This window comes from Nocardia cyriacigeorgica, from assembly GCF_005863245.1.
Taxonomy (GTDB): Bacteria; Actinomycetota; Actinomycetes; order Mycobacteriales; family Mycobacteriaceae; genus Nocardia; species Nocardia cyriacigeorgica_C.
Genome location: NZ_VBUT01000009.1, coordinates 21,843 through 47,451, shown reverse-complemented (window position 1 = coordinate 47,451; position 25,609 = coordinate 21,843). Strand labels below are relative to the sequence as shown.

Sequence of the window (25,609 nt, the reverse complement as noted above, 5' to 3'; positions counted from 1 at the left end):
TGCCCGCGTAACCTGCGCGGTCCCGATTCGGCCTTTATCCATACGGCGACCTTGTTGCCTTCGAAGGAGATTCACTCATGATGACTATCGATCTGTACGTATCCGATCCCACCTTGACCGGTGAGCGCGGCCAGGCCCTCGCCGCGCACGTGCTGCACACGATCACCGCCGCAGACTCCGCGCCCGACGCGGTGATGGCGCGCGCCCGCGAGTTCACCCACGTCCTCGTGCACCAGCCCGCCGCCTGGGCCACCGGCGGGCCGAGCCTGTCCGACGCACCGCGCTACCTGGCCCGGGTCACGGTCCCCGGTTCGTGGGCGGGCCAAGGTTTCGGCGACGGCATCATCCCCTTGATCACCGACGCCATCGCCGAATTCGAAGGCGATCCGCAGCGGCTGCGCGACCACCCGCATTGCGTGGTGCAGATTCTCGGCGTCCGCGAACACAACCTCGGCACCGCCGGCCGCACCACCACCGCCACCGAGCTCACCAAAATGATGACCGCCGATTACGACAGCGAGGCCGACACCCGCGACATCCCCGAAGGCTACGGCGTCGACCCCGTCTGCGGCATGACCCTCGAAATCGCCACCGCCGAATACACCCTCACTTACAACGGCGAAACCCGCGTCTTCTGCGCCCCGGTGTGCCGCAAGGTCTTCGCCGAGGAACACGCCCTCACATAAGCATGTCGGCTCGGCAGCCGATCATCGACTCCTCAGGAACGGCGCGGAGTCGGCGATCCACGCGATGGCCTCGCGCTGCCGATGCTGCCGGACGAATAGACGCAGCGCCGTCAGGACGGTCTCGGTTGCTGTTGCGCCACCGACAACCTGGCGCGCCTGTTCGATCAGTTCGTCCGGCAGTTCGATCAACGTCTTGGCCATAGCTCCAGCGACCGGATGTGCTCGTTCGCCCTCATTCAAGGCAACAGGGCGGCTGGGTCGATCGTGACGTCGAACGGGCTTCGCACGGTGACCTTCTCTCCGCCGGGCACCCGATGCGTCTGCTGGTACTTCTGATCGTCCCCGATCACGTGAGCGAACAACACAGGAAGTTCCTCACCAGGCAGCCGGCCTTTGAAGGAGTTGATCTCGAAGCGCCAGTAGGCAGGAATCCCACCATCCGCATACAAGACCGGCTTCACCATGCGATCTTGGAGGGTGGTCGAGCCCGAGACGACTTCGACGGCCAACTGAACCTGTTCGACCGGAATCCCACGCGCATCCCACGGGATCGGCCCGGTTGCGACGATCACATCGGGGATAGGCTCGTCGTCGCCGATCAGTACCCCGACTCCCTCGAGCACCACGAATTCGGACGTAGCCGCGTCGACCATTCTCCGCACCAGCCGTTGTAACAGCATCTGATGCCGAGGCTTGGGTGCAGTACTGACAACGAGCTGGCCGTTGAGCACCTCGTAGCGCAGCCCGTTCTCGGGTAGGCCGTCGAGATCGGCGGCAGTCCAACGGCCTGCACCCGCAGCAGGTTTGAGCATGCGACGCACCTCCTAGCGGCCGCGAATGCAGCCGTCCATGATCGTCGAGCGTCGACACAGTAGCGCCCACAAGCTGGACCACGCGAGTGCTTACCGGAGTTCGGCGCCCAGGTACCCGCCATCATCAGCGCCGCCGCGTTGGCAGAGCCGGTGTGAGGCCACGATCGTCGCCACACACCGGCTCGAACCGCAACTACCCTTCGCCCACGACTCGCACGTCACCCACACCATCGGTCTCCTCGCCCGCCGCGGCGAACCAGTGCGTCACTTCCCCGTCCGCGATGTCGTCGGCGGGGTCCGCGTCGGTCGGGAGGACCGAGAGGGCGCCGGCGGTGGCAGAGGCGAGGAACTCGTCGACGGCCGCGCGGCCGGTGGCCGCGGTGGTGAAGGTGGCCGACTCGTAGTCGATCTCGTTCACCTCGCGCAGGTGTTCGGCGCGGTCGAGGGCCTGGGTTTGGGTCAGGACCACGGGTGCGCCGTCGGCGAGCTGGACGAAGGCCGGGTGGTCTTCGCCGAGGGGGCGGGCCCGGTCGGTGTAGGAGACCGGGTGGCCGGGGGCGGCGGCGAGTTCGGTGACGATCTCGGGGTCTGACGGGTCGAGGCCCGGCAGGCCGTCGGTCGCACCGATGACGAACGCCGCTCCGGCGGAACGGATCTCGTCGGCGGTCAGGCCGGTCGCGAAGAGCAGGGCGGCGCCTGCCTTCTGGACCGCCCAGGCGGCGACCACGGAATCCACCGACCGCGGCAGCGTCACCGCGACCACGTCACCGGGGCCCACCTCGCGGGCGATGAGCAGCCGCGCCAGCTGTGAGGACCGGCGGTCCAGCACCTGGAACGCGACCTCGGAGTCACCGGCGAGCAGCGCGGGCGCCTGCGGATCTTCCTCGACCACCTCGGCCAGCACCTTGGCGACGGTGCGGGCGCCGACGCGGCCGACCGGTTCCGGTGCGGCGGTCGCGGCGGCGATCCCGGAGTCGGCGAGCAGGCGGGCCCGCTCCCCGGCGTCGAGGATGTCGATATCGCCGACCAGCGCGGCCGGGTCGCCGACGAGCGCGTCGAGCACCCGCTGCAACCTGGTCGAGAGCACCTCGACCTCCTCGGCGGTGAACCGGCTGCGCAGATACTTCAGCGTCAGCTCGATGGTCGACTCGGCCGTCACCAGCAGCGTCAGCGGGTAGTGCGTGGCGTCGTTGACGCCGACACCGGTCACCGACATGCCGTCGATGGAGCTGGCCGCCGAAATGGCTTCCTTGTCCATCGGATACGACTCGAACACCAGCAGCGTGTCGAACTGCGAGGCCGGCCCGGCCACCCGCTGGATATCGGTCAGCCCGACATAGTGGTGGTCGAGCAGATCGGCCTGCTCGTGCTGCAAGGTCTCCAGCAGTTCGCCGACGTTCTGGCGATCATCGATGCGCACCCGCACGGGCAGCGTGTTGATGAACAGACCGACCATCGACTCCACGCCGGGCAGCTCCGCCGGACGTCCCGACACTGTCGCGCCGAACACCACGTCACCGCGGCCGGTGAGCCGCCCGAGCAGGATGCCCCACGCGGCCTGCACCAGCGTGTTCACCGTGACGCCCAGTTCGGCGGCGTGCTTGGTGAGCTTGCGGGTGCGGTCGGCGTCGATCTCGGTGATCAGCTTGCCGATCGAGTAGTCCTCGGTCCCGCGCGGCTGCGGCGCCAGCTGGGTCGGCTCGCCGAGACCGTCGAGCGCCCGTGCCCAGGCCCGCAGCGATTCCTCGCGGTCGCGGCCGGCCAGCCAGCCGAGGAAGTTGCGGTAGGAGGCCACCCGCGGCAGCGCCGTCTGATCACCGCGCACCGCGTACAGCACCAGCAGATCCCGCATGAGCAGCGGCATGGACCAGCCGTCGAGCAGGATGTGGTGGGTGGTGATCGCCAGATGCCACTGGGTCTCCGCGGTGCGGAACAGGGTGAACCGCATCAGCGGCGGCACCGCCATATCGAAGTGCGTGGCCTGATCGGCGGCGATCCGGCGCTGCAATTCGCCGAGGCGCTCGGCCTCGGGCAGCTCCCGCAGATCCACCTCGGTCCACGGCGCCTCGACCTTGTCCAGCACCACCTGCACCGCCTGCCCCGACGAATCGGTGACGAAGGCCGTGCGCAGGTTCGGGTAGCGGTCGATGATGCCCTGCGCCGCGGCCCGCAGCCGCGAAACGTCCAGGCTGCCACCGAGATCCACCACCGCTTGCATGGTGTAGACGTCGACGGTGGCCTGCGTCATCAGCGCGTGGAACAGCAGACCCGACTGCAACGGCGACAGCGGCCACACCTCCGACAGCGCCGGGAACTCGCGCTCCCACTGTTCGAGGTCGCTCTGGCCGACGTGCACCAGCGCCATATCCGACGGCGTGAAACCACCGGCGTCCGGACGACGGGCGTGCGCGGCCAGCGCTTCGAGCGCGGCCACCCACAGGTCGGCGAATTCGCGCACCTGTTCGCGGGTGAGCAGCCCGGCCGGGAACGCCAGCGACGCGCCCAGCTCCGGTCCGTCCGCGCCGTCGGTGACGATGGCGTTGATGTCGAGCACCGCGTTGGCGGGCATGTCCCGGTCCATCTCGACGTCGAGGCGGCCGAGATCGTCCACCGGCACCCAGCCGACTTCGGTGAGTTCCTCGGGGATCTCACCGGCCGACATCCGGCCCAGATAGTTGAAGCTGATCTGGCCGGTGGCACCGCCGGCGAGCTGCACGGCGGTCTCGTCGTTGAGGTAGCGCAGCATGCCGTAGCCGAGGCCCTTGTCGGGCACGGCGAGCAGCTGCTCCTTGACCGACTTGACGATCGCGCCGAGCGCGGCGCCGCCGGCGAAGGCGTCGTCGAGATCGGCGTCGCCGAGCGCCAGCCGCACCGGGTAGGCCGCGGTGAACCAGCCGACCGTGCGCGACAGATCCGCGCCCGGCACGACCTCTTCCTCACGACCGTGACCCTCGAGCTTGATCAGCGCCGCGTCGCCGCCGCGCCAGCGCGCGACCGCCATGGCCAGCGCCGACAGCAGGCCGTCGTTCACACCGCCGCGGTACAGGCTCGGCACCGCGGTGAGTACGGCGTCGGTGACCTCGGCCGACAGCGAGACCTCGACCCGCTCGACGGTGGCGAAGGTGTCGACCTCGGGGTCGAACGCCCGCGCGCCCAGCTGCGGATCGGGTGTGGCCGTGACCTCCTGCCAGAACGGCAGTTCCGCGACCCGCTCGGGTTCGGCGGCCGCGTCGACCAGGCTGTGCGCCCAGCGCCGCATCGAGGTGCCGTTGGCGGGCAGACTGACCGGCTGACCGGCCGCCAGCTGCGACCACGCCACCGCGAAGTCCGGGATCAGGATGCGCCAGGACACGCCGTCGACCACGAAGTGGTGGGCGACGATGAGCAGCACATCGCGGCGATCCCCGTCGAAGGCGAACCAGACGAACTGCGCCATCGCGGCACCGGCCGGATCCAATCGGCCAAGGGCGGCGTCGAATTCGGCGGTGGCCAGTGCGGTGAGCTCGGCCTCGCTGATCTCGGCGGGCGCGTCGACCCGGTGCACCAGCGCGTCGACGTCGACCGCACCGCGGTCCAGCGCCTCGAACGACCAGGACTCGCCGACGCGGCGCAACCGCGAGCGCAGCACATCGTGGTGATCGAACACGGCCGCGATGGTGGCGACCAGCGTCTGCCGGTCGATGCCGTCGGGCAGCCGCAGTGCCATGGACTGCGAGAACCGGTCGAACGACGAGCCGCCCGACAGGATCTGCGCCATGATCGGCGTCAGCGGGATATCGCCGACCCCGCCGCCGGGCAGCTCCTCCAGGCGGACCTGGCCCGGCGCCGCACCGAGCGTGGCGACCTCGGCCAGCGAGGCCACACTGCGCCGCTCGAACACATCACGCGGGGTGAACACCACACCGCGCGCCTTGGCCCGCGACACCAGCTGGATGGACAGGATCGAGTCGCCGCCGAGGGCGAAGAACGAATCGTCCACACCGATCTGGTCCACGCCGAGCACCTCGGCGAACACCTCGGCGATGATCGCCTCGACCTCGGTGACCGGCGCCCGGAATTCGCGCGGCGCGAGCTGCGGTTCCGGCAGCGCCTTGCGGTCGAGCTTGCCGACCGGGGTCAGCGGGATCTCGTCGAGCACCACGATCGCCGACGGCACCATATGCGGCGGCAGCGAGCGCGAGACGAACTCGGTGAGCCGCTCGGTGTCGATCTCGTGGCCGGGCACGGCGAGCACATACGACACCAGGATCGTCGCGCCCGCGTCGGTCTCACGTCCCAGCGTGATCGCGAACTCCACGTCGGGATGCTTGCCGAGCGCGGTGTCGATCTCGCCGAGCTCGACGCGGAAGCCGCGGATCTTCACCTGGAAGTCCGAACGGCCGACGTAGTCGAGTTCCCACCGCACCGTGTCCACAGCGGCATTGCCCGCACGCTGCTCGGGTTCGGCGTACCAGCGCACCACGTCACCGGTGCGGTACATGCGCGCGCCCTCGCTGCTCCACGGGTTGGCGACGAAGCGGTCCGCGGTGAGGTCGGGGCGGTTGTGGTACCCACGCGCCAGCGCGCCACCGGCCAGGTACAGCTCGCCGGCCACACCCGGCGGCACCGGGTTCAGGCGGGCGTCGAGCACCAGCGCGGTCATGCCGTGCACCGGGAAGCCGATGGTGACGTGGCGCCCCGCGGTCAGCCGCGCGTACGACGAGATGATCGTCGTCTCGGTCGGACCGTAGGCGTTGAAGTACTTACGGCCCGGCTCCCACTTGTCCAGCAGTTCCTGGGTGGTGACGTCACCGCCGACGGAGACGACCTCGAGCTCGTCCAGGCCCTCGGGGTCGACCGTGCCGAGCACCGCGGGCGTGATGACCGAATGCGTCACCCGCTCGGTGCGCAGCAGCTCGTGCAGATCGTGCCCGCCGATGATGTGCGACGGCACGATGACCAGGGTGGCACCGGTGTAGTGGGTGACGACCCACTCCAGTACCGACGGGTCGAAGCTCGGCGAGCAGATGTGCAGGAACCGGTGATGCGATTCCAGGTGGTACAGGTCGGCCGCCACATCGGCCAGTCCACCGATACCGGCGTGGGTGACCATGACGCCCTTGGGCAGACCGGTCGAGCCGGAGGTGTAGATGACGTAGGCCGGATGCCGCATGGCCAGCGAGCTGATCCGGTCGGCATCGGTGACCGGCGCGGGCGACTGCGCGTCGATCAGCTCGTCGGTGGACGGATCGTCCAGGCACAGCCATTCGACCTCGTGCGGTAGCCGGTCCAGGTACTGGTGCGCGGTCAGGCCGAGCACGGCACCGGAGTCGGTCACCATGTGGCGCATCCGGTCTTCCGGATACGTCGGGTCGACCGGCACATGCGCGCCGCCGGCCTTGGCCACCGCCCAGAACGCGGCAACCATCTCGTAGGAGCGCGGGAACGACAGCGCGACGATGCGCTCCGGCCCGACCCCACGCTCGATGAGCACCCGCGCCAGGCGCGAGGAGTACTCGTCGAGTTCGCGGTAGGTGATGGAACGGCCTTCGTACCGCACCGCGATCTGGTCCGGGTTGATCCTGGCGCCATGGGTGAGCAGATCCGGCAGCAGGCCGGTGGCCATCACGTCTTCGCCGTGCACGTGCGTCAGCAGCTGGTATTCGGCGTCGGCCAGGATCGGCAGATCGCCCACCGGTTGTTGCGGTGCGGCGGTGATGGATTCGAGCAGCCTGGTGAAGCGCTGCGCGAACACCTCGACGGTGGCGTCGTCGAACAGGTCACGCGCGAAGGAGAATTCGGCGTACATGCCGGCACCGTCGTCGCCCGCGGCCTCGCGGATGGTCAGCGACAGATCGAACTTGGCGGTGTCGACGTCGAAATCGACGGCCTGCACGTGCAGGCCGGGCAGCTCGAAGCTGGTGTCCGGCAGGTTCTCGAACGACAGCGCCACCTGGAACAGCGGGTGCCGCGCGGTCGAACGCTCCGGGTTGAGCAGTTCCACCAGCCGCTCGAACGGCAGATCGGCATGCGCGAACGCTTGCAGGTCGGCGTCCTTGGTGGCGGCGAGCAGCTCACCGAAGGTGAGTTCGCCGCGCACGTGCGAACGCAACACCAGCGTGTTGACGAACATGCCGATGACGTCGTCGAGTTCGGCCTCACCGCGACCGGCCACCGGGGTGCCGATGGCGATGTCGTCGGTGCCGGACATCCGCGCCAGGAACACCGCCAGCGCGGCGTGCACGACCATGAACATGGTCGCGTTCTGCTCCCTGGCCACCTCGGCCAGCCTGCGATGCAGCTCCGACTCGATCGGGAAGACCACCCGACCACCGGCGAACGACTGAGTCGTGGGCCGGGCGCGGTCGGCGGGCAGGTTCAGCTCGTCGGGCAGTCCGGCCAGCGCGGTGCGCCAGTACTCGGCCTGCTGGCTGATCAGGCTCTCCGGATCCGATTCCGAGCCCAGCACCTCGCGCTGCCAGATGCTGAAGTCGGCGTACTGCACCGGCAGCGGCGCCCAGCCCGGCTCGACACCGTTCGCGCGGGCGGCGTAGGCCACCATCACGTCGCGGGTGAGCGGGCTCATGGACCAGCCGTCGGCGCTGATGTGGTGAGCCACGAAGACCAGCACGTAGTCGGCATTGTCGACCTGGAAGAGCTTGGCGCGCAACGGCACTTCCACCGTCACGTCGAAGCCCGCCGAGATCACCTCGACGATCCGCTCGCGCAGTTCCTCCGCGCCGACGGCGACCGGCGTCAGATCCGGCACGGCCTGATCGGCGGGCAGGATCACCTGATGCGCCGCGCCGCCCTGTTCGGGGTAGACGGTGCGCAGGGTCTCGTGCCTGCCGACGACGTCGGCGACGGCCAGCCGCAACGCACCCACATCGAGGTCGCCGCTCAACCGCACCGCGACCGGGATGTTGTTGACGGCCGAGGCGGTGTCGAACTGGTTGAGGAACCACATCCGCTGCTGGGCCAGCGACAACGGCACCTGCTCCGGACGCGGACCCGCCACCAGTGCGCGGCGGCCACCGGCACCGGCATGCTGCTCGACCTTGACCGCGAGACCGGACACGGTGGACGCCTCGAACAACGTCCGCACCGGCACCCGCGCATCCAGCGCCGCACCCAGCCGGGCCGCGACCTGCGTGGCCAGCAGCGAGTTACCGCCGAGGGCGAAGAAATCGTCGTCCGCGCCGACGCGCTGCACGCCGAGGACCTCGGCGAAGACCCCGGCCACGATCTCTTCGATCGGGGTCGACGGCGCGCGGAACTCCTGCACCTCGAACTCCGGCTCCGGCAGCGCCTTGCGGTCGAGCTTGCCGTTGACGTTCAACGGCAGCGCGTCCAGCACCACGAACGCCGAGGGCACCATGTACGACGGCAGCGCCGCCGTCAGCGCCGACTTCACCTGCGCCACATCGAGTCCGCCGCGCTGCCGTTCCAGCCCGACCTCGTCCACATGCGCGGCCACACCGGACGCCGGCACCAGGTAGGCCACCAGGCGGTCACCGGTGCGCGGATCCGACTTGGCCACCACCGCGGTCTGCGCGACCTCCGGCAGTGCCAGCAGCGCGGCCTCGATCTCACCGAGCTCGATGCGGAAACCGCGGATCTTCACCTGGAAGTCGGTGCGGCCCCGGTATTCCAGCTCGCCGTTGCGGTTCCAGGCCACCAGGTCACCGGTGCGGTACATGCGCTCACCGGTGCCGAAGGGGTTGGCCACGAACCGTTCCGCCGACAGGTCCGCGCGGCCGAAGTAGCCGCGCGCCAACTGCGCACCGGCCAGGTACAGCTCACCGGCCACACCGTCGGGCACCGGGTTCAGGCGGGCGTCGAGCACGTAGACCTGGCTGTTCCATTGCGGCACACCGATCGGCACCGAGGCGATATCGGCCGCGCCGACGCGGTGGGTGGTGATCGAGACCGCGGCCTCGGTCGGGCCGTACAGGTTGAACAGCTCGGTGCGCGGATGCGACTCACGGAACCGCTGGGCCAGCGCACCGGGCAGCGCCTCACCGATGGCCAGCACCCGCCACAGCGAATCCGGCAGCTCACCGGTCAGCAGCGCGTCCAGCATGGACGGCACCACGTGCAGGGTGGTCACCCATTCGCGCGCCATCAGCTCGTTCAGGTACGCCGGGTCGCGGTGGCCGTCGGGCGCGGCGATGACCAACCGGCCACCGCAGACCGCCGCCGACCAGAACTCCCACACCGACAGGTCGAAGGTCGCCGCCGTCTTCAACAGCACCGCGTCGGCCGCGTCGAGCCCGAATTCGGCCACCTTGTACTGCAATTGGTTCGCGATCGCCGCATGCGGCAGCGCGACACCCTTCGGGCGGCCGGTCGAACCGGAGGTGAAGATGACGTAGGCGGTGTGCTGCGGCAGCAGCGGCGCCACCCGCTCGGCGTCGGTGACCGGCGCGTCGCTCAGTGCGGACAGGTCCAGCTCGTCGAGCGAGATGACCGGTGCCGCATCCGAATCGAATCCGGCGTCGTCGTTGGTGAGCACGCACACCGGCGCGGCCGTCTCCAGGATGTAGCCGGTGCGCTCGGCCGGCTGATCCGGATCCAGCGGCACATAGGCGCCACCGGACTTGGTCACCGCGTACATGGCGACCACCAGATCCACCGAACGCCGCAGCGCCAGCGCCACCCGCGACTCGGGGCCGACCCCGAGCGAGATCAGGTGCCGCGCAAGGCGATTCACGCGGGCGTCGAGTTCACCGTAGGTGAACTGGGTGCCGTCGTCGGTGACGAGTGCGACCGACTTCGGCGCCGCCGCCACCGTGGCGTCCAGCAGCGAGACCAGCGTGGCCTCGGTGTCGACGGGGTGCTCGGTGGCATTGCGGCCCGCCACCAGACGGGTGCGCTCGGCGCCGTCGAGCAGTTCGATATCGCCGACCGGGGTGCGCGGCGCGGCGACGATCTCGCCGAGCAAGCGGGCGAACCGGTCGACGAAGCCCTGCACCGTGCCGTGATCGAACAGATCGGTGGCGTAGGTGAAGAAGCCGGTGATACCGGCGGGCTCACCCGCGTCGCCGTAGCGGTCGGTGGCGATCAGGTGCAGATCGAACTGCGAGAGCTGGGTGTCGATATCCAGCCCCGACACCGCGAGTCCGGGCAGTTCCAGGCCGGCCTGGGCCAGGTTCTGGAACGACAGACCCACCTGGAACAGCGGATGCCGCGCGGTCGAACGCACCGGGTTGAGCACCTCGACCAGGCGCTCGAACGGCACGTCGGCATTGGCGAAGGCCTGGATGTCGATATCGCGCTGACGGTTGAGCAGCTCGGTGAACGGCTCGCCGGCGTCCACGCGGGTGCGGAAGACCAGCGTGTTGACGAACATGCCGATCAGGTCGTCGAGCACGGCCTCACCGCGACCGGCCATCGGGGTGCCGATGGCGATGTCGTCGGTGCCCGACAGCCGCGACAACAGCACCGCGAGTGCGGTGTGCACGACCATGAACAGCGTCGCGCCCTCGGCGCGGGCCAGTTCGATCAGCGCGCGGTGGGTGTCGGCGTCGACGTGCAGTTCCACCTTGCCGCCGGCGAAGGACTGCACGGCCGGACGCGGACGGTCCGACGGCAGATCCAGCTGATCGGGCAGGTCGGCGAGCGCGTCGGCCCAGTAGGCGACCTGCTTGGCGGCCAGCGACTTCGGATCGTTCTCATCGCCCAGCAGCTCGCGCTGCCAGATGCTGTAGTCGGCGTACTGCACCGCCAGCGGCGCCCAGTTCGGCGCCTCGCCGCCCGAGCGGGCCGCGTAGGCGGTCATCAGGTCCCTGGTCAGCGGGCCGACCGAGGAGCCGTCACCGGAGATGTGGTGCACGACCATGGCGAGCACGTATTCGCGGCGCGGCGAGCCGTTGTCGTCGGCGACCTGGAACAGCGCCAGCCGCATCGGCACCTCGGTGGTGACGTCGAAGATGGTCGAGGTCAGCTCCACCACGGCGGCTTCGATCTCATCGGCCGGGATCACCCGCACGTCCAAGCGCGGAATCGCCCGGTTCGGCGGCAGGATCACCTGCACCGGACCGCTGTCGTGCTGCGGGTAGACCGTGCGCAGGATCTCGTGCCTGGTGACCAGGTCCGCGATCGCCGCACGCAGCGCCGCGATATCCAGATCGCCGCTCAGGCGCACCGCGATCGGCACGTTGTAGGCGGCCGAGTCGGTGTCGAAGCGGTTGAGGAACCACATCCGCTGCTGGGCCAGCGACAGCGGGATCTCCGCCGGACGCGGACCCGCGACCAGCGCCTTACGACCGCCGGCTTCGGCGTGCTGCTCCACCCGGACCGCGAGCGCGGCCACCGTGGACGCCTCGAACAGCAGCCGCACCGGCACCCGGGTGTCGAGCGCTTCGCCCAGCCGGGCCGCCACCTGGGTGGCCAGCAGCGAGTTACCGCCCCAGGCGAAGAAGTCGTCGTCGAGGCCGAGCCGCTTGTCCTGCGAATCCGGGCGATCCGCGATCCGCAGCACCTCGGCGAACACATTCGCCACGATCTGCTCGATCGGGGTGACCGGCGCGCGGAACACCGCCTTCTCGAAGGTGGGTTCCGGCAGGGCCTTTCGGTCCAGTTTGCCGTTGGCGTTCAACGGCAGCGCGTCGAGTTCGACCACCACCGACGGCACCATGTACGACGGCAGTTCCGCCGCCAGCGCCGCCTGCAGCTCCCGCTGCTCGATCGCGCCGCCGGCGGGCACCACGTAGGCCACCAGCCGGTCGCCGATGTTCGGGTCGGTGTGCGCGAGCACCGCGGCGGCGCTGATGTTCGGCTGCCGCAGCAACGCGGCCTCGATCTCGCCGAGCTCGATGCGGAAGCCACGGATCTTCACCTGGAAGTCGGTGCGGCCCCGGTACTCCAGCTCGCCGTCGCTGTTCCAGGCCACCAGGTCACCGGTGCGGTACATCCGCTCGCCGGTGCCGAACGGATCGGCGACGAAGCGGTCGGCGGTCAGGTCGGCGCGGCCGAAGTAGCCGCGCGCGAGCTGGGTGCCCGCCAGGTACAGCTCACCGGACACGCCCACCGGCACCGGCCGCAGCCGCGCGTCGAGCACGTAGACCCGGCTGTTCCATTCCGGGGCGCCGATCGGCACCGTCAGGTCGTCGGCCGTGGTGACGCGGTGGCTGGTGATCGACACCGCCGCCTCGGTCGGGCCGTACAGGTTGAACAGCTCGCTGTCGTTTCCGGCAAGGAACCGCTGTGCGGTCGCGGCGGGCAGCGCCTCGCCAATGGCAAGGACCCGGCGCAGGCTCTCGGGCAGCTGCCTGCCGGACTCGGTCAGCAGCGCGTCCAGCATCGACGGCACCACATGCAGTGTGGTGACGCCGGTGCCGCGCATCAGCTCGTTGAGGTAGGACGGATCGCGGTGCCCGTCGGCCGTGGCGATCACCAGACGCCCACCGCAGACGGCGGCCGTCCAGAACTCCCACACCGACAGGTCGAAGGTCGCGGCCGTCTTCAGCAGGATCGCGTCGTCGGCGCCGAGCGCGTATTCGGCCGTCTCCCAGAGCAACTGGTTGACGATCGCGCGGTGCGGCACCGCCACACCCTTGGGCTGGCCGGTCGAACCCGAGGTGAAGATGACGTAGGCGGTGTGCGCCGCGGTCAGCTCCGTGCGCCGCTCGCCGGCGCTCACCGGTGCGGCGGCGACGCCGGACAGGTCCAGCTCATCGATACGCACGGTGTCGGCCGCGTCGGTGCGGAAATCGTCGCGCGCGGTGGTCAGCACGCAAATCGGTGCCGCGGTGGACAGGATGTAGTCGGTGCGCTCGGCCGGCTGATCCGGATCGATCGGCACGTAGGCGGCACCGGCCTTGGCGACCGCGTACATGGCGGTCACCAGGTCGGCGCTGCGCCGGATGGCCAGCGCGACCCGGTCCTCCGGTCCGACACCGCGACCGATCAGGTAGCGGGCCAGGCGGTTGACCCGCTCGTCCAGCTCGGCATAGGTGATTTCGCGGATGCCGGTCGGCTCGTCGGCCACCAAGGCGACGGCCTCGGGGGTCGCGGCCACCGTCGCGTCGAGCAGCGAGACCAGCGTGGCCGAGGCGTCGACCTCATGCGCGGTGTCGTTCCACTCGGTGACGATGCGCTCGGTCTCCGCCGGCGCCAGCAGATCGATCTCGCCCACCGGCACGGACGCGTCCTCGACCACCGCGTCGAGCACCCGCACGAAACGGTCGGCGAAGCTCTGCACCGTCGACTCGTCGAACAGGTCGATGGCATAACCGAATTCGGTGATGATCTCGGCCGGGGTGCCGTCGTCGGCGTAGCGGTCGTACAGGGTGACGTGCAGGTCGGTCTTGGCCAGCTGCGAATCGAAGTTCACCGCGCTGACCGAGAGGCCGGGCAGCTCGAAGGTGGTCTCGGCCAGGTTCTGGAACGACAGGCCCACCTGGAACAGCGGGTTGCGCGCGGTCGAACGCACCGGGTTGAGCACCTCGACCAGCCGCTCGAACGGGACGTCGGCGTTGGCGAACGCCTCCAGGTCGCGTTCCTTCACATCGGCGAGCAGCTCGGTGAACCGCGCGCCCGGCGTCACCGGGGTGCGGAACACCAGGGTGTTGACGAACATGCCGATCAGGTCGTCGAGTTCGCGCTCACCGCGACCGGCGATCGGGGTGCCGACGGCGATGTCATCGGTGCCCGACAGCCGCGACAGCAGCACCGCCAGCGCCGCGTGCACCACCATGAACAGCGAGGCGTTGTTGGCCCGCGCCAGTTCGTGCAGGCGGGCGTGGCGCTGCGGATCGATCTCGAACCGGATGGCCTTGCCGTGGAACGACTGTGCGGGTGGACGCGGCCGGTCGGCGGGCAGTTCCAGCTGATCGGGCAGATCGGCGAGGGTGGCCTTCCAGTACGAAACCTGCTTGGCGGCCAGCGATTCCGGATCGTCCTCGTCGCCGAGCACCGCGCGCTGCCACAGCGCGTAATCGGCGTACTGCACCGGCAGCGGCGCCCACTGCGGGGCGTCACCGTTGACGCGGGCCACGTAGGCGGCCATGACATCGCGGGCCAGCGGGCCCATGGAGGAGCCGTCGGCGGCCACGTGGTGCACGGTGAACGCCAGCACGTGATCGTCGGTGGCGACGCCGGTGTCGTCGGCGACGATGCGGAACAGCGCCACCGCCAGCGGCACCTCGACGGTGACGTCGAAGGTGGTCATGGCGAATTCGATGACCTTGGCCACCAGCTGCGATTCCGGCACCGCGATCACCGTCAGGTGCGGGGCGTACCGCTCCGCCGAACCGATCACCTGGTGCGGGCCCTCGGCCGAACGCGGGTAGATGGTGCGCAGCACCTCGTGCCGGGCGAAGACGTCGCCGATGGCCTGTTCCAGCGCACCGACGTCCAGGCGGCCCGACAGCCGCACCGCGAGCGGAATGTTGTCCACCGCGGAGGTGGAGGTGTCGAACTGGTTGAGGAACCAGTAGCGCTGCTGGGCGGGCGAGAGCGGAATGCGCTCCGGCCGCTCCCCCGCGGTCAGTTCGGGGCGGGCCCGGCCGGACCCGGCATTGCGCTCGACCCGGTTGGCCAGCGCGGCCACCGTGGACGCCTCGAACAGATCGCGCACCGCCAGCTGGGTGTCCAGGGCCGCGCCGAGTCGCGCGGTGACCTGGGTGGCCAGCAGCGAGTTGCCGCCGAGGGCGAAGAAATCGTCGTCGAGGCCGATCCTGGCCACGCCGAGCACGTCGGCGAAGGTGCCCGCGACGATCTCCTCGATCGGGGTGGACGGCGCACGGAACGCCTTGGCCTCGAACACCGGCGCGGGCAGCGCCTTGCGGTCGAGCTTGCCGGAGGCGTTGAGCGGGAACTCATCCAGCACCACGAACGCCGTCGGCACCATGTAAGCGGGCAGTTCGGCGCCGAGCCGGGCGCGAACGCTGTCCAGGTCGATGCTCTGGCCCGCGGTGGCGACCAGGTAGCCGACCAGCTGATCGCCGAGGCGGTCATCGGAGCGGACCAGCACGACCGCCTGGGCGATCTCGTCCAGGCCGGTCAGCGCGGCCTCGATCTCGCCGAGCTCGATGCGCAGACCGCGCAGCTTCACCTGGAAGTCGGTGCGGCCCAGGTACTCCAGCTCACCGTCGCGGTTCCAGGCCACCAGGTCACCGGTGCGGTACATGCGCTCACCGGTGCCGAACGGGTTGGCCACGAACCGATCCGCGGTCAGATCCGGGCGCGCCACATAACCGCGCGCCAGCTGCACACCGGCCAGATACAGCTCGCCCGCGACGCCGGTCGGGACCGGGTTCAGGCGGGCGTCCAGCACGTACACCTGGGTGTTGAACACCGGCGCGCCGATCGGCACCGACACCGTGTCGGCCTCGGTCACCTCGTGGAAGGTGACGTCGACCGCGGCCTCGGTGGGGCCGTACAGGTTGTGCAGCCGGGCGCCGGTCAGTTCCTGCATCCGCTGCGCGGTGGCGGCGGGCAGGGCCTCACCGGAGGCGAAGACGTTGCGCAGGCTGGTGCATTCGTCGGCGCGCTCTTCCGCGACGAACACCGACAGCATCGACGGCACGAAGTGGGTGGTGGTCACCCGCTCGGCGGTGATCAGCTCGACCAGGTAGCCGGGGTCGCGGTGGCCGTCCGGTTTCGCGACGACCAGCCGCGCGCCGATCTGCAAGGGCCAGAAGAACTCCCACACCGACACGTCGAAGGTCGCGGGCGTCTTCTGCAACACCACATCGGAGGCATCCAACTGGTACGCCGACTGCATCCACACCAGGCGGTTGACGATCGCCGCGTGCGGCACCGCCACACCCTTCGGGCGACCGGTCGAACCGGAGGTGAAGATGACGTAGGCGGTATGCGTCGGCAGCAGCGGCGCGGTGCGCTCGGCATCGGTCACCGGGGCGGCCGAGTAGCCGGACAGATCCAGCGCCTCGATCTCCAGCGCGGTCCGATCCCCCGCGTCGAACTCGTCGGCCGCGGTGGTCAGCACACACACCGGGGCGGCGGTGTCGAGGACGTAGCGGGTGCGGTCGGCCGGATGATCCGGGTCCAGCGGCACATAGGCGCCACCGGCGACGGTCACCGCGTACATGCCGACGACCAGTTCGATCGAGCGGCGCATACCCAGCGCGACATGGGTGTCCGGTCCGACACCGAGCGAGATCAGATGCCGGGCCAGCCGGTTCACCTGTGCGCTGAACTGGGCGTACGTCAGGGTGGTGTCGGCGAAGGTCAGCGCGGGCGCGTCCGGGGTGCGGGCGGCCTGTGCCTCGAACATCGCCACCAGCGTCGCCGGATCGGTGCCGGACGGGCTCGCCGACAGCGCGGCGGGCACGTCGAAGTCGGTCGCGTTCCATTCCCGCACCAGCCGCTCGCGCTCACCGGTGTCCAGCAGGTCGGTATCGCCGATCGCCGCGGCCGGTTCGGCCACGGCCGCACGCAGCATCCGCAGCAGCCGCTCGGCCAGCGAGGCGACCGTGTCGCGGTCGAACATGTCGGTGGCGTAAGCGAATTCGGCGTTCATACCGTCGCCGGCGTCGGTGAGGTTCAGATGCAGGTCGAACTTCGCCGTCACCACATCCAGCGGCAGCCCGGCGACCTCGAGGCCGGGCAGCTCGAAGGTGGTCTCGCCGGTGTTCTGGAACGACAGCATCACCTGGAACAGCGGATGCCGCGCCTGCGACCGCGCCGGGTTGAGGATCTCCACCAGCCGCTCGAACGGCAGATCCGCGTGCCCGAAGGCGGCGAGATCGGTTTCCCTGGTGCGGGCGAGCAGCTCGGTGAACGGCTCGTCCGGGCGCACCTCGCTGCGCAGCACCAGGGTGTTGACGAACATGCCGATGGCGTCGTCGAGCACGGCCTCGCCACGTCCGGCGACGGCGGTGCCGATGGCGATGTCGTCGCTGCCGGACAGTCGCGACAGCAGTGCCGCGAAGGCCGCGTGCACCACCATGAACAGGCTGGCGCCGTGGTCGCGGGCCAGCGCGTTGAGTCCGCGCAACAGTTCGGCGTCGATGCCGAACTCGTAGACCTCGCCGCGGTTGGAGGCCACCGCGGGCCGGGACCGATCGGCGGGCAGGTCCAGCTGCTCGGGCAGCCCGGCCAGAGTGTTCGACCAGTAGGCCACCTGCTGGGCGATCAGCGAGGACGGGTCGTCCTCCGAACCCAGCGTGTCGCGCTGCCACAGCGCGAAGTCGGCGTACTGCACCGGCAGCGGCGCCCAGCCGGGAGCCTCGCCGCGGGTGCGGGCCGCGTAGGCCACCATCACGTCGCGGGCCAGCGGACGCACCGACCAGCCGTCACCGGAGATGTGGTGCACCACGAACACCAGCACGTGGGTCTCGGGTCCCTCGGCGTCCACCACGTGGAACAACTCGGCCCGCACCGGGACCTCGGCGGTGACGTCGAAGCCGGTGAGCACCAATTCGCTGATGCGGTCGGTGATCTCGGCCTGCGCGACGTCGACCGGGGTCAGGTCGAGGCGATGCTGCCCGGCGGGCAGGACCACCTGCACGCCCTGACCGTCGGCGGTCTGCGGGTAGACCGTGCGCAGCACCTCGTGCCGGTCGATCACGTCCGCGACGGCCAGCGACAGCGCGCCGGTGTCGAGGGCGCCGGTGAGCCGGACCGCGAGCGGGATGTTGTTGACCGCGGTCTGGTTGTCGAAGCGGTTGAGGAACCACATGCGCTGCTGTGCCAGCGACAGCGGCACCTCGTCCGGGCGCGGCCCGGCGACGAGTTCGCGGCGGCGGCCGGTACCGGCGTGCGATTCCAGCTTGGCGGCCAGCGCGGCCACCGAGGGGGCCTCGAACAGGGTGCGCACCGGGACGCGGGTGTCGAGGGCGGCGCCGAGCCTGGCCACAACCTGGGTGGCGATCAGCGAGTTGCCGCCGAGATCGAAGAAATCGTCGTCCAGGCCGACCGGGCGTTCACCGGGCAGGCCGAGCACCTCGGCGAAGGTGTTCGCCACGATCTCCTCGACCGGGGTCGACGGCGCGCGGAACTCGCGGGCCTCGAACTCCGGTTCGGGCAGCGCGCGCCGGTCCAGCTTGCCGTTCGGGTTGAGCGGCATGGCGTCGAGCACCACGATGGCGGCCGGGACCATGTAGGACGGCAGGCGACCGGACAGGTGGGTACGCAGTGCGTCGAGGTCGACGCTCGCGCCGCCCGCGGGCACCACATAGGCCACCAGCAGATCGCCGGTGCGGGCATCGGAGCGCACGATCGCCACCGACTGGGCGACCGATTCGTGTGCGGTGAGCGCGTTCTCGATCTCACCGAGCTCGATGCGCAGACCGCGCAGCTTCACCTGGAAGTCGGTGCGGCCCAGGTAGGTGATGGCGCCGTCGGCGCCACGGGTGACCAGGTCACCGGTGCGGTACATGCGGGTGCCGGTGCCGAACGGGTTGGCCACGAAGCGATCCGCGGTCAGATCCGCCCGGCCGACGTAGCCGCGCGCCAGCTGATCGCCGGCCAGGTACAGCTCACCCGCCGCGCCGGGGACCACCGGGTGCAGGCGCGAATCCAGGATGTAGGCCTGCGCGTTCCACACCGGCAGACCGATCGGCACCGCGCCGTCGACCTCGGCGGCGACCGGGGCGGCCGTGGCGTGCACGGTGAACTCGGTCGGGCCGTAGAGGTTGTGCAGTTCGGCGGTGCTGACCCGGCGGATCGCCTCGACCGCGTCGCTGGTGAACGCCTCACCGGCGATGAACAGCAGCCGCAGCGAGCTCAGTTCGGCCGCGGAGACGCTGCCGGCGAACACCGTCAGCATGGACGGCACGAACGAGGTCATGGTGACGCGTTCGGCGGCGATCACCTCGGCCAGGTACTGCGGGTCGCGATGCCCGTCCGGGCTCGCGATCACCATGCGACCGCCGGTCGACAACGGCCCGAACAGCTCCCACACCGACACGTCGAAGGTGGCGGGGGTCTTGAACAGCACCACATCGTCGGCGCCGATGCCGTATTCGCCGGTGATCCAGCGGATCTGGTTCACCACGGCCGCATGCGGCACGGCCACGCCCTTGGGGCGGCCGGTGGAACCGGAGGTGAAGATGACGTAGGCCGGATGCTGCGGCCGCAGCGGCGCGATGCGCTCGGCGTCGGTCACCGGGGACGCGTCGTAGCCGGACAGGTCCAGCTCGTCGAGCACCACCGTCGACAGACCTGTGGCGTCGAAACCGTCACGCGCCGTGGTCAGCACGCACACCGGCGCGGCCGTGTCGAGCACGTAATCGATGCGCTCGGCCGGCTGATCCAGGTCCAGCGGCACATAACCGCCGCCGGCCGCATGCACCGCGTACATGGCCACGACCAGATCCACCGACCGGCGCAGGCCGAGAGCGACCAGGCTCTCCGGGCCCACGCCCATGCCGATCAGGTGCCTGGCCAGCCGGTGCACCCGCTCGCCGAATTCGGCGTAGCTCAATGATGTTCCGGTCGCCGGGTCGACCAGCGCGACCGCGTCCGGGGTGGCGGCGGCCTGCGCGGCGAACTCGGCCACCAGGGTGGACGCGTCGCCGAGATCGCGGGCGGTCTCGTTCCAGGCGCGCAGGGCGCGGTCGGTTTCGCGGGCGTCGAGCAGATCGATATCGCCGATGGCGCGGTCCGGTTCGGCGGCCACGGCCGCGAGTAGCCGGTTGAAGCGGCGGCCGAACTCGACCATGGTGGCGGCGTCGAACAGGTCGGTGGCGTAGATCAGTTCGGCGGTGATGCCGCCGTTCTCGCCGTTCTCCGAGAGCACCAGTTGCAGATCGAACTTGGCCACATCGATCGGCAGATCGACGCCGCTGACCGTCAAGCCCGGCAATTCCAGGCTGTTCTGGCCGGTGTTCTGGAACGACAGCATCACCTGGAACAACGGGTGCCGCGCCTGCGACCGCGCCGGGTTCAGGATCTCCACCAGCCGCTCGAATGGCAGATCGGCATGCCCGAAGGCCGCGATATCGGTGGAGCGGACGGTGCGCAGCAGATCGGTGAAGGTAGCGCCGCCGTCGACCTCGGTGCGCAGCACCAGGGTGTTGACGAACATGCCGATCAGATCGTCGAGCGCGCGCTCGCCACGACCGGCGACCGGTGTGCCGATGGCGATATCGGGCTCACCCGACAGCCGCGACAGCAGCACCGCCAGCGCCGCGTGGGTGACCATGAACAGCGTCGCGCCACGGGTGCGCGCCAGCTCGGTGAGCTTGGCATGGGTCTGGGCGTCGATCTCGAAGACCTCGGTGGCGCCCTGCCCGGACGCGACGGCCGGGCGCGGCCGGTCGGCGGGCAGGTCGAGCTGCTCGGGCAGCCCGCGCAGGGTGCGGGTCCAGAAGTCGATCTGCTCGGCGATCACCGATTCCGGATCGTCCTCGGAGCCGAGCACCTCGCGCTGCCACAGCGCGAAGTCGGCGTACTGCACTTCCAGCGGACGCCAGGCCGGCTCGCCGCCCTCGACGCGGGCGCCGTAGGCGGTCATCACGTCGCGGGTCAGCGGGCCCATGGAGAAGCCGTCGGCCGAAATGTGGTGCACCACAAGGGCGAGCACGTGTTCGGTCGGGCTGATCTCGAACAGCCGGGCCCGGAACGGCACCTCGGTGGTGACATCGAAGCCGGTGCGCACCAGTTCGGCGACGCGGGCGGGCAGCTCGGCCTCGGCGACCTCGACCGGGCTCAGGTCCGGGATCACCTTCGCGGTGGGCACGGCCTGCTGGTAGGCGGTGCCGTCGATCTCCGGGTAGAAGGTGCGCAGCGATTCGTGGCGGGCCAGCACATCGGCGACGGCGATCTGCAAGGCCTGCCGGTCGAGCAGACCCGACAGCCGCACCGCGGCCGGGATGTTGTCGACCGCCGATTCGGGATCGAACCGGTTGAGGAACCACATCCGCTGCTGGGCCAGCGACAGCGGCACCAGTTCGGGACGCTGCTGCGGCACCAGCGCGGCCCGCGCACCGGCACCAGCGCGGGATTCGGCCCTGGCCGCCAGTGCGGCGACCGTGGACGCCTCGAACAGCTCGCGCACACCGAGATCGGTGTCGAGCGCCGCCGAGAGCCGGGCCGCCACCTGGGTGGCGCTGAGCGAGTTGCCGCCGAGGGCGAAGAAATCGTCGTCCAGGCCCACCCGGTCCAGGCCGAGCACATCGGCGAAGGTGGTGGCAACGATCTCCTCCACCGGCGTGGTCGGGGCGCGGAACACCGCGGCCTCGAACACCGGCGCGGGCAGCGCCTTGCGGTCCAGCTTGCCGGAGGCATTGAGCGGGAACTCGTCGAGCACCATCACCACGGCGGGAACCATGTAGGCAGGCAGCTGCCGTCCCAGTTCCTCGCGCAGCGCTTCGGTATCCACCGGAACACCCGGCGTCGCGACCACATAGGCCACCAGCGGATCGCCGGTGTGCTGATCGCCACGCACCACCACGACCGACTGGGCGACCTCGTCGAGCCCGTTCAGCGCGGCCTCGATCTCGCCGAGCTCGATGCGCAGACCGCGCAGCTTCACCTGGAAGTCGGTGCGGCCCAAGTACTCCAGCTCACCGTCGGCGGTCCAGGCCACCAGGTCACCGGTGCGGTACATGCGCTCGGACGTGCCGAAGGGGTTGGCCACGAACCGGTCGCTGGTCAGATCGGGACGGGCCACGTACCCGCGCGCCAGCTGGGTGCCCGCCAGGTACAGCTCACCCGCGACACCGACCGGCACCGGCCGCAGCCGCGCGTCGAGCACGTAGACCTGGGTGTTGTAGACCGGCGCACCGATCGGCACGGTGTCGGTGTCGGCGTCGGTCACTTCGTGGAAGGTGACGTCGACCGCGGCCTCCGTCGGGCCGTACAGGTTGTGCAGCGCCGCGCCGGTCAGCTCACGCAACCGGTGCGCGGGCTTGGGCGAGAGCGCCTCACCGGAAGCGAAGACCATGCGCAGCGAATCACACCGCGCGGCAGCCGCGTCGGCCACGAAGACGGCCAGCATGGACGGCACGAAGTGGGTGACCGTGACGCCCTCGGCCGTGATGATCTCGGCCAGGTAGGCGGGATCGCGGTGCCCGTCCGGCTTCGCGACCACCAGCCGCGCGCCGATCTGCAACGGCCAGAAGAACTCCCACACCGACACGTCGAACGTCGCGGGCGTCTTCTGCAACACCACATCGGAGGCATCCAACTGGTACGCCGACTGCATCCACACCAAACGATTGACGATCGCGCCGTGCGACACCGCCACACCCTTCGGGCGACCGGTCGAACCGGACGTGAAGATGACGTAGGCGGTGTTCGACGGCCGCAGTGGGCTGCGCCGCTCGGCGTCGGTGATCGGCCCGTCGGTGTAGCCGGACAGATCCAGCAGGTCGATGCGCACCTGCGCGGTGTCGATCTCCAGATCGTCACCCGAGGTGAGCACACACACCGGATCGGCGGTGGCCAGGATGTATTCCGTGCGCTCGGCCGGATGATCCGGGTCCAGCGGCACATACGCGCCACCGGCCATGCTCACCGCGTACATGCCGACCACCAGGTCGATGGAGCGCCGCATGCCCAGCGCCACATACGATTCCGCGCCGACACCGCGTTCGATCAGCCAGCGGGCCAGCAGGTTCACCCGGGAGGCGAACTCCGCGTAGGACAGAGTTGTCCCCTCGAAGGTGACAGCAGGCGCGTCGGGCGTGCGCGCGACCTGCGCCTCGAACATCGACACCAGCGTCGCGGCGTCGTCCACCGCATGCGCGGTGTCGTTCCAGCCGGAGACCACCAGCTCCCGCTCGGCGGCATCGAGCAGCTCGATCTCGCCCACGGCAACAGCAGGTTCGGCGGTGATGGTGCCGAGCACCCGAATCAACCGGTCGGCGATCCGCCGCACGGTCTGCTCATCGAACAGATCCCGCAGATAACCGGCGCGAATCCGCAACTGCGTATCGAGCTGAGCGATCAACGTCAACGGGTAGTGCGTCGCATCGGCCGCATCCAAACCGGTGACCGCCATGCCATCGATATCGGCAGCCTGAGCCTGAATCCCCTCGGCATCAACCGGATACGACTCGAACACCACCAGGGTGTCGAAGAGTCCGCCGATTCCTGCCGCCGACTGAATCTCGGCAAGCCCAACATAGTGATGGTCCAGCAGGTCCGCCTGCTCACCCTGAGTCCGGCCCAACACATCAAGCACCGACTCGGAAGCATCAAACCGAACCCGAACCGGGACGGTATTAATGAACAAACCCACCATGGACTCGACGCCCGCCAGCTGAGCGGGGCGGCCCGACACAGTGGTGCCGAACAGGACGTCATCATTGCCGGTCATCCGGCCCACCAAAATCGCCCACGCGACCTGGAGCACCGTGTTCGGGGTGACGCCCAGCTCCGCGGCCAGCGCCGTCATCCGCGCGGTGGTGGCCTCGTCCAGTTCGAACAGGTACTCACCCGACAGCGAGGTGATCTCGCGGCCGGCGTCCGGGCGGGCGAGCAGGGTCGGCTCGCTGATGCCGCGCAGCGCCTCGGTCCACGTCGCGAGCGAGGCGGTGTGGTCCTGCTGGGCGACCCATTCCAGGAAGTGCTTGTAGGAGCGCACCGCGGGCAGCGCGTTCACGTCGGCGTGCACCGCGTACAGCACCAGCAGGTCCTGCATGAGCAGCGGCATGGACCAGCCGTCGAGCAGGATGTGGTGGTTGGACACCACGAACTGCCACCGCGCGCCGCCCTCGGCACTCGCGTCGGCGACCTGGATGAGGGTGAACCGGATCAGCGGCGGTTCGGCCAGATCGAAACGCCGCATGCGGTCGGCCTCGATCAGGTCGGTGGCATCGCCGGTCTCGGTGCGGTCGTATTCGGACCAGTCGACGCGGACGCTGTCGAGCACCACCTGCACCGGGTTGCCGTCGTGGTCGGAGACGAACGCCGTGCGCAGGTTCTCGTAGCGGTCCACCAGTGCCTGCGCGGCCGCGCGCAGCCGGTCGGCGTCGACGCGACCGGTCAGCGTCAGCACCGCCTGCGCGGTGTAGACGTCCACCGAATCGGCGGCGAGCCTGGCGTGGAACAGCAGACCCGACTGCAGTGCCGACAGCGGCCACACATCGGTCAGCGCCGGGAAACGCTGCTCCCAGCGGTCGATATCGCGCTGCTCGGTGCGCACCAGCGCGAAGTCGGACGGTGTGTGCCCGCCCGCGCCGGTCGAATTGGCGTGCCGGGCAACGGCTTCCAGCGCGGTGACCCACAGGTCGGCGAACTCGCGCACCGACGCGGCGTCCAGCAGGGTGGACGGGTAGCCGATATTGGCGGTCAGCTTGTCGCCGACCACGATGGCGTTGACGTCCAGCGGCGCCATCGCGGGCATATCCGCGTCGTAGGCACCGCCGAGCGAACCCAGTTCGGGTGCCGGGATCCAGCCGAAACCGCGCAGCGATTCCGGCACGTCGCCGTCGGAGACCCGGCCCAGGTAGTTGAAGCTGATCTGGCCGGGCAGCTCATTCGGCAATTCGGCGGCGGTGTCGCGGTTGAGGTAGCGCAGCAGGCCGTAGCCGATGCCCTTGTCCGGCACCGCCAGCAGCTGTTCCTTGACCGCCTTGAGCGCGGCGCCCAGCGCGGGGCCACCGGCCAGCGCGCCGTCGATATCGATACCGCGCAGGTCGAAGCGCACCGGGAAGATCGCGGTGAACCAGCCGACCGTGCGCGACAGGTCCGCGCCGGCCACGATGTCTTCCTCGCGGCCGTGGCCTTCCAGGCGGATCAGCAGCGAGTCGTCGGGCCGCACCCCGCTGGTGCGCCGGGACCGCCAGACCGCGGTGGCCAGCGCCAGCGCGGTGAGCAGACCGTCGTTGACGCCGCCGTGGAACAGCGCGGGCACCGTGGTGAGCAGGGCCTTGGTGACCTCGGGCGACACCTCGACCTGAAGCTTGTCGATGACGCCGGAGGTGTCCACCGCCGGATCCATCGGACGCTCGGTCAGCAGCGGATCGGACACGCCGACCACCGAACGCCAGTAGTCGAGTTCGGCGACCCGCTCGGGGTTGCGCGCCTCGCGTTCGAGGGCGTGCGCCCAGGCCCGCATCGACGTCGCGGGCGCCACCAGTTCCGGTTCCTGACCGGCGGTGAGCTGACCCCAGGCGGCGACGAAATCGGGTACCAGGATGCGCCAGGACACGCCGTCGACCACCAGGTGATGGGCGACGACGATAAGGCGCCCGGCCCGGTCGGCGCGGT

The 25,609-nt window shown here is 69.9% G+C and carries 4 protein-coding genes (1 of these 4 running past the window's edge); 1 reads left to right on the top strand and 3 read right to left on the bottom strand.

What is annotated here, in order from left to right:
* Window positions 1-77 precede the first annotated feature (77 nt).
* Window positions 78-686 carry a YHS domain-containing protein gene (locus tag FEK34_RS22070; RefSeq protein ID WP_138450601.1) on the top strand — a complete coding sequence of 203 codons (609 nt, stop codon included), beginning with the start codon at window positions 78-80 and terminating at the stop codon, window positions 684-686.
* A gap of 21 nt (window positions 687-707) precedes the next feature.
* Here the strand turns inward: FEK34_RS22070 and FEK34_RS22065 are convergent, their stop codons facing one another.
* The 3 genes from FEK34_RS22065 to FEK34_RS22055 form a co-directional block, all read right to left on the bottom strand.
* Window positions 708-887, bottom strand: coding sequence for a type II toxin-antitoxin system VapB family antitoxin (locus FEK34_RS22065; protein WP_138450599.1), 180 nt, complete (start codon window positions 885-887; stop codon window positions 708-710).
* A 35-nt stretch (window positions 888-922) separates the two neighbouring features.
* On the bottom strand, window positions 923-1,498 hold the full coding sequence (locus FEK34_RS22060) for a Uma2 family endonuclease (protein WP_138450597.1): 576 nt from the start codon (window positions 1,496-1,498) through the stop codon (window positions 923-925).
* 193 nt (window positions 1,499-1,691) lie between these two features.
* Window positions 1,692-25,609, bottom strand: the 3' portion of a protein-coding gene (locus FEK34_RS22055) for a non-ribosomal peptide synthase/polyketide synthase (protein ID WP_138450595.1). It continues 19,642 nt past the right edge of the window; the window shows 23,918 of its 43,560 coding nt (coding positions 19,643-43,560); its start codon lies beyond the right edge, outside the window; its stop codon occupies window positions 1,692-1,694.

What these genes read in the sequence shown, in the direction of transcription:
- FEK34_RS22070 (WP_138450601.1), top strand. Translation starts at nt 78, where the DNA reads ATGATGACTATCGATCTGTACGTATCCGATCCCACCTTGACCGGTGAG.
- FEK34_RS22065 (WP_138450599.1), bottom strand. Translation starts at nt 887, where the DNA reads ATGGCCAAGACGTTGATCGAACTGCCGGACGAACTGATCGAACAGGCG.
- FEK34_RS22060 (WP_138450597.1), bottom strand. Translation starts at nt 1,498, where the DNA reads ATGCTCAAACCTGCTGCGGGTGCAGGCCGTTGGACTGCCGCCGATCTC.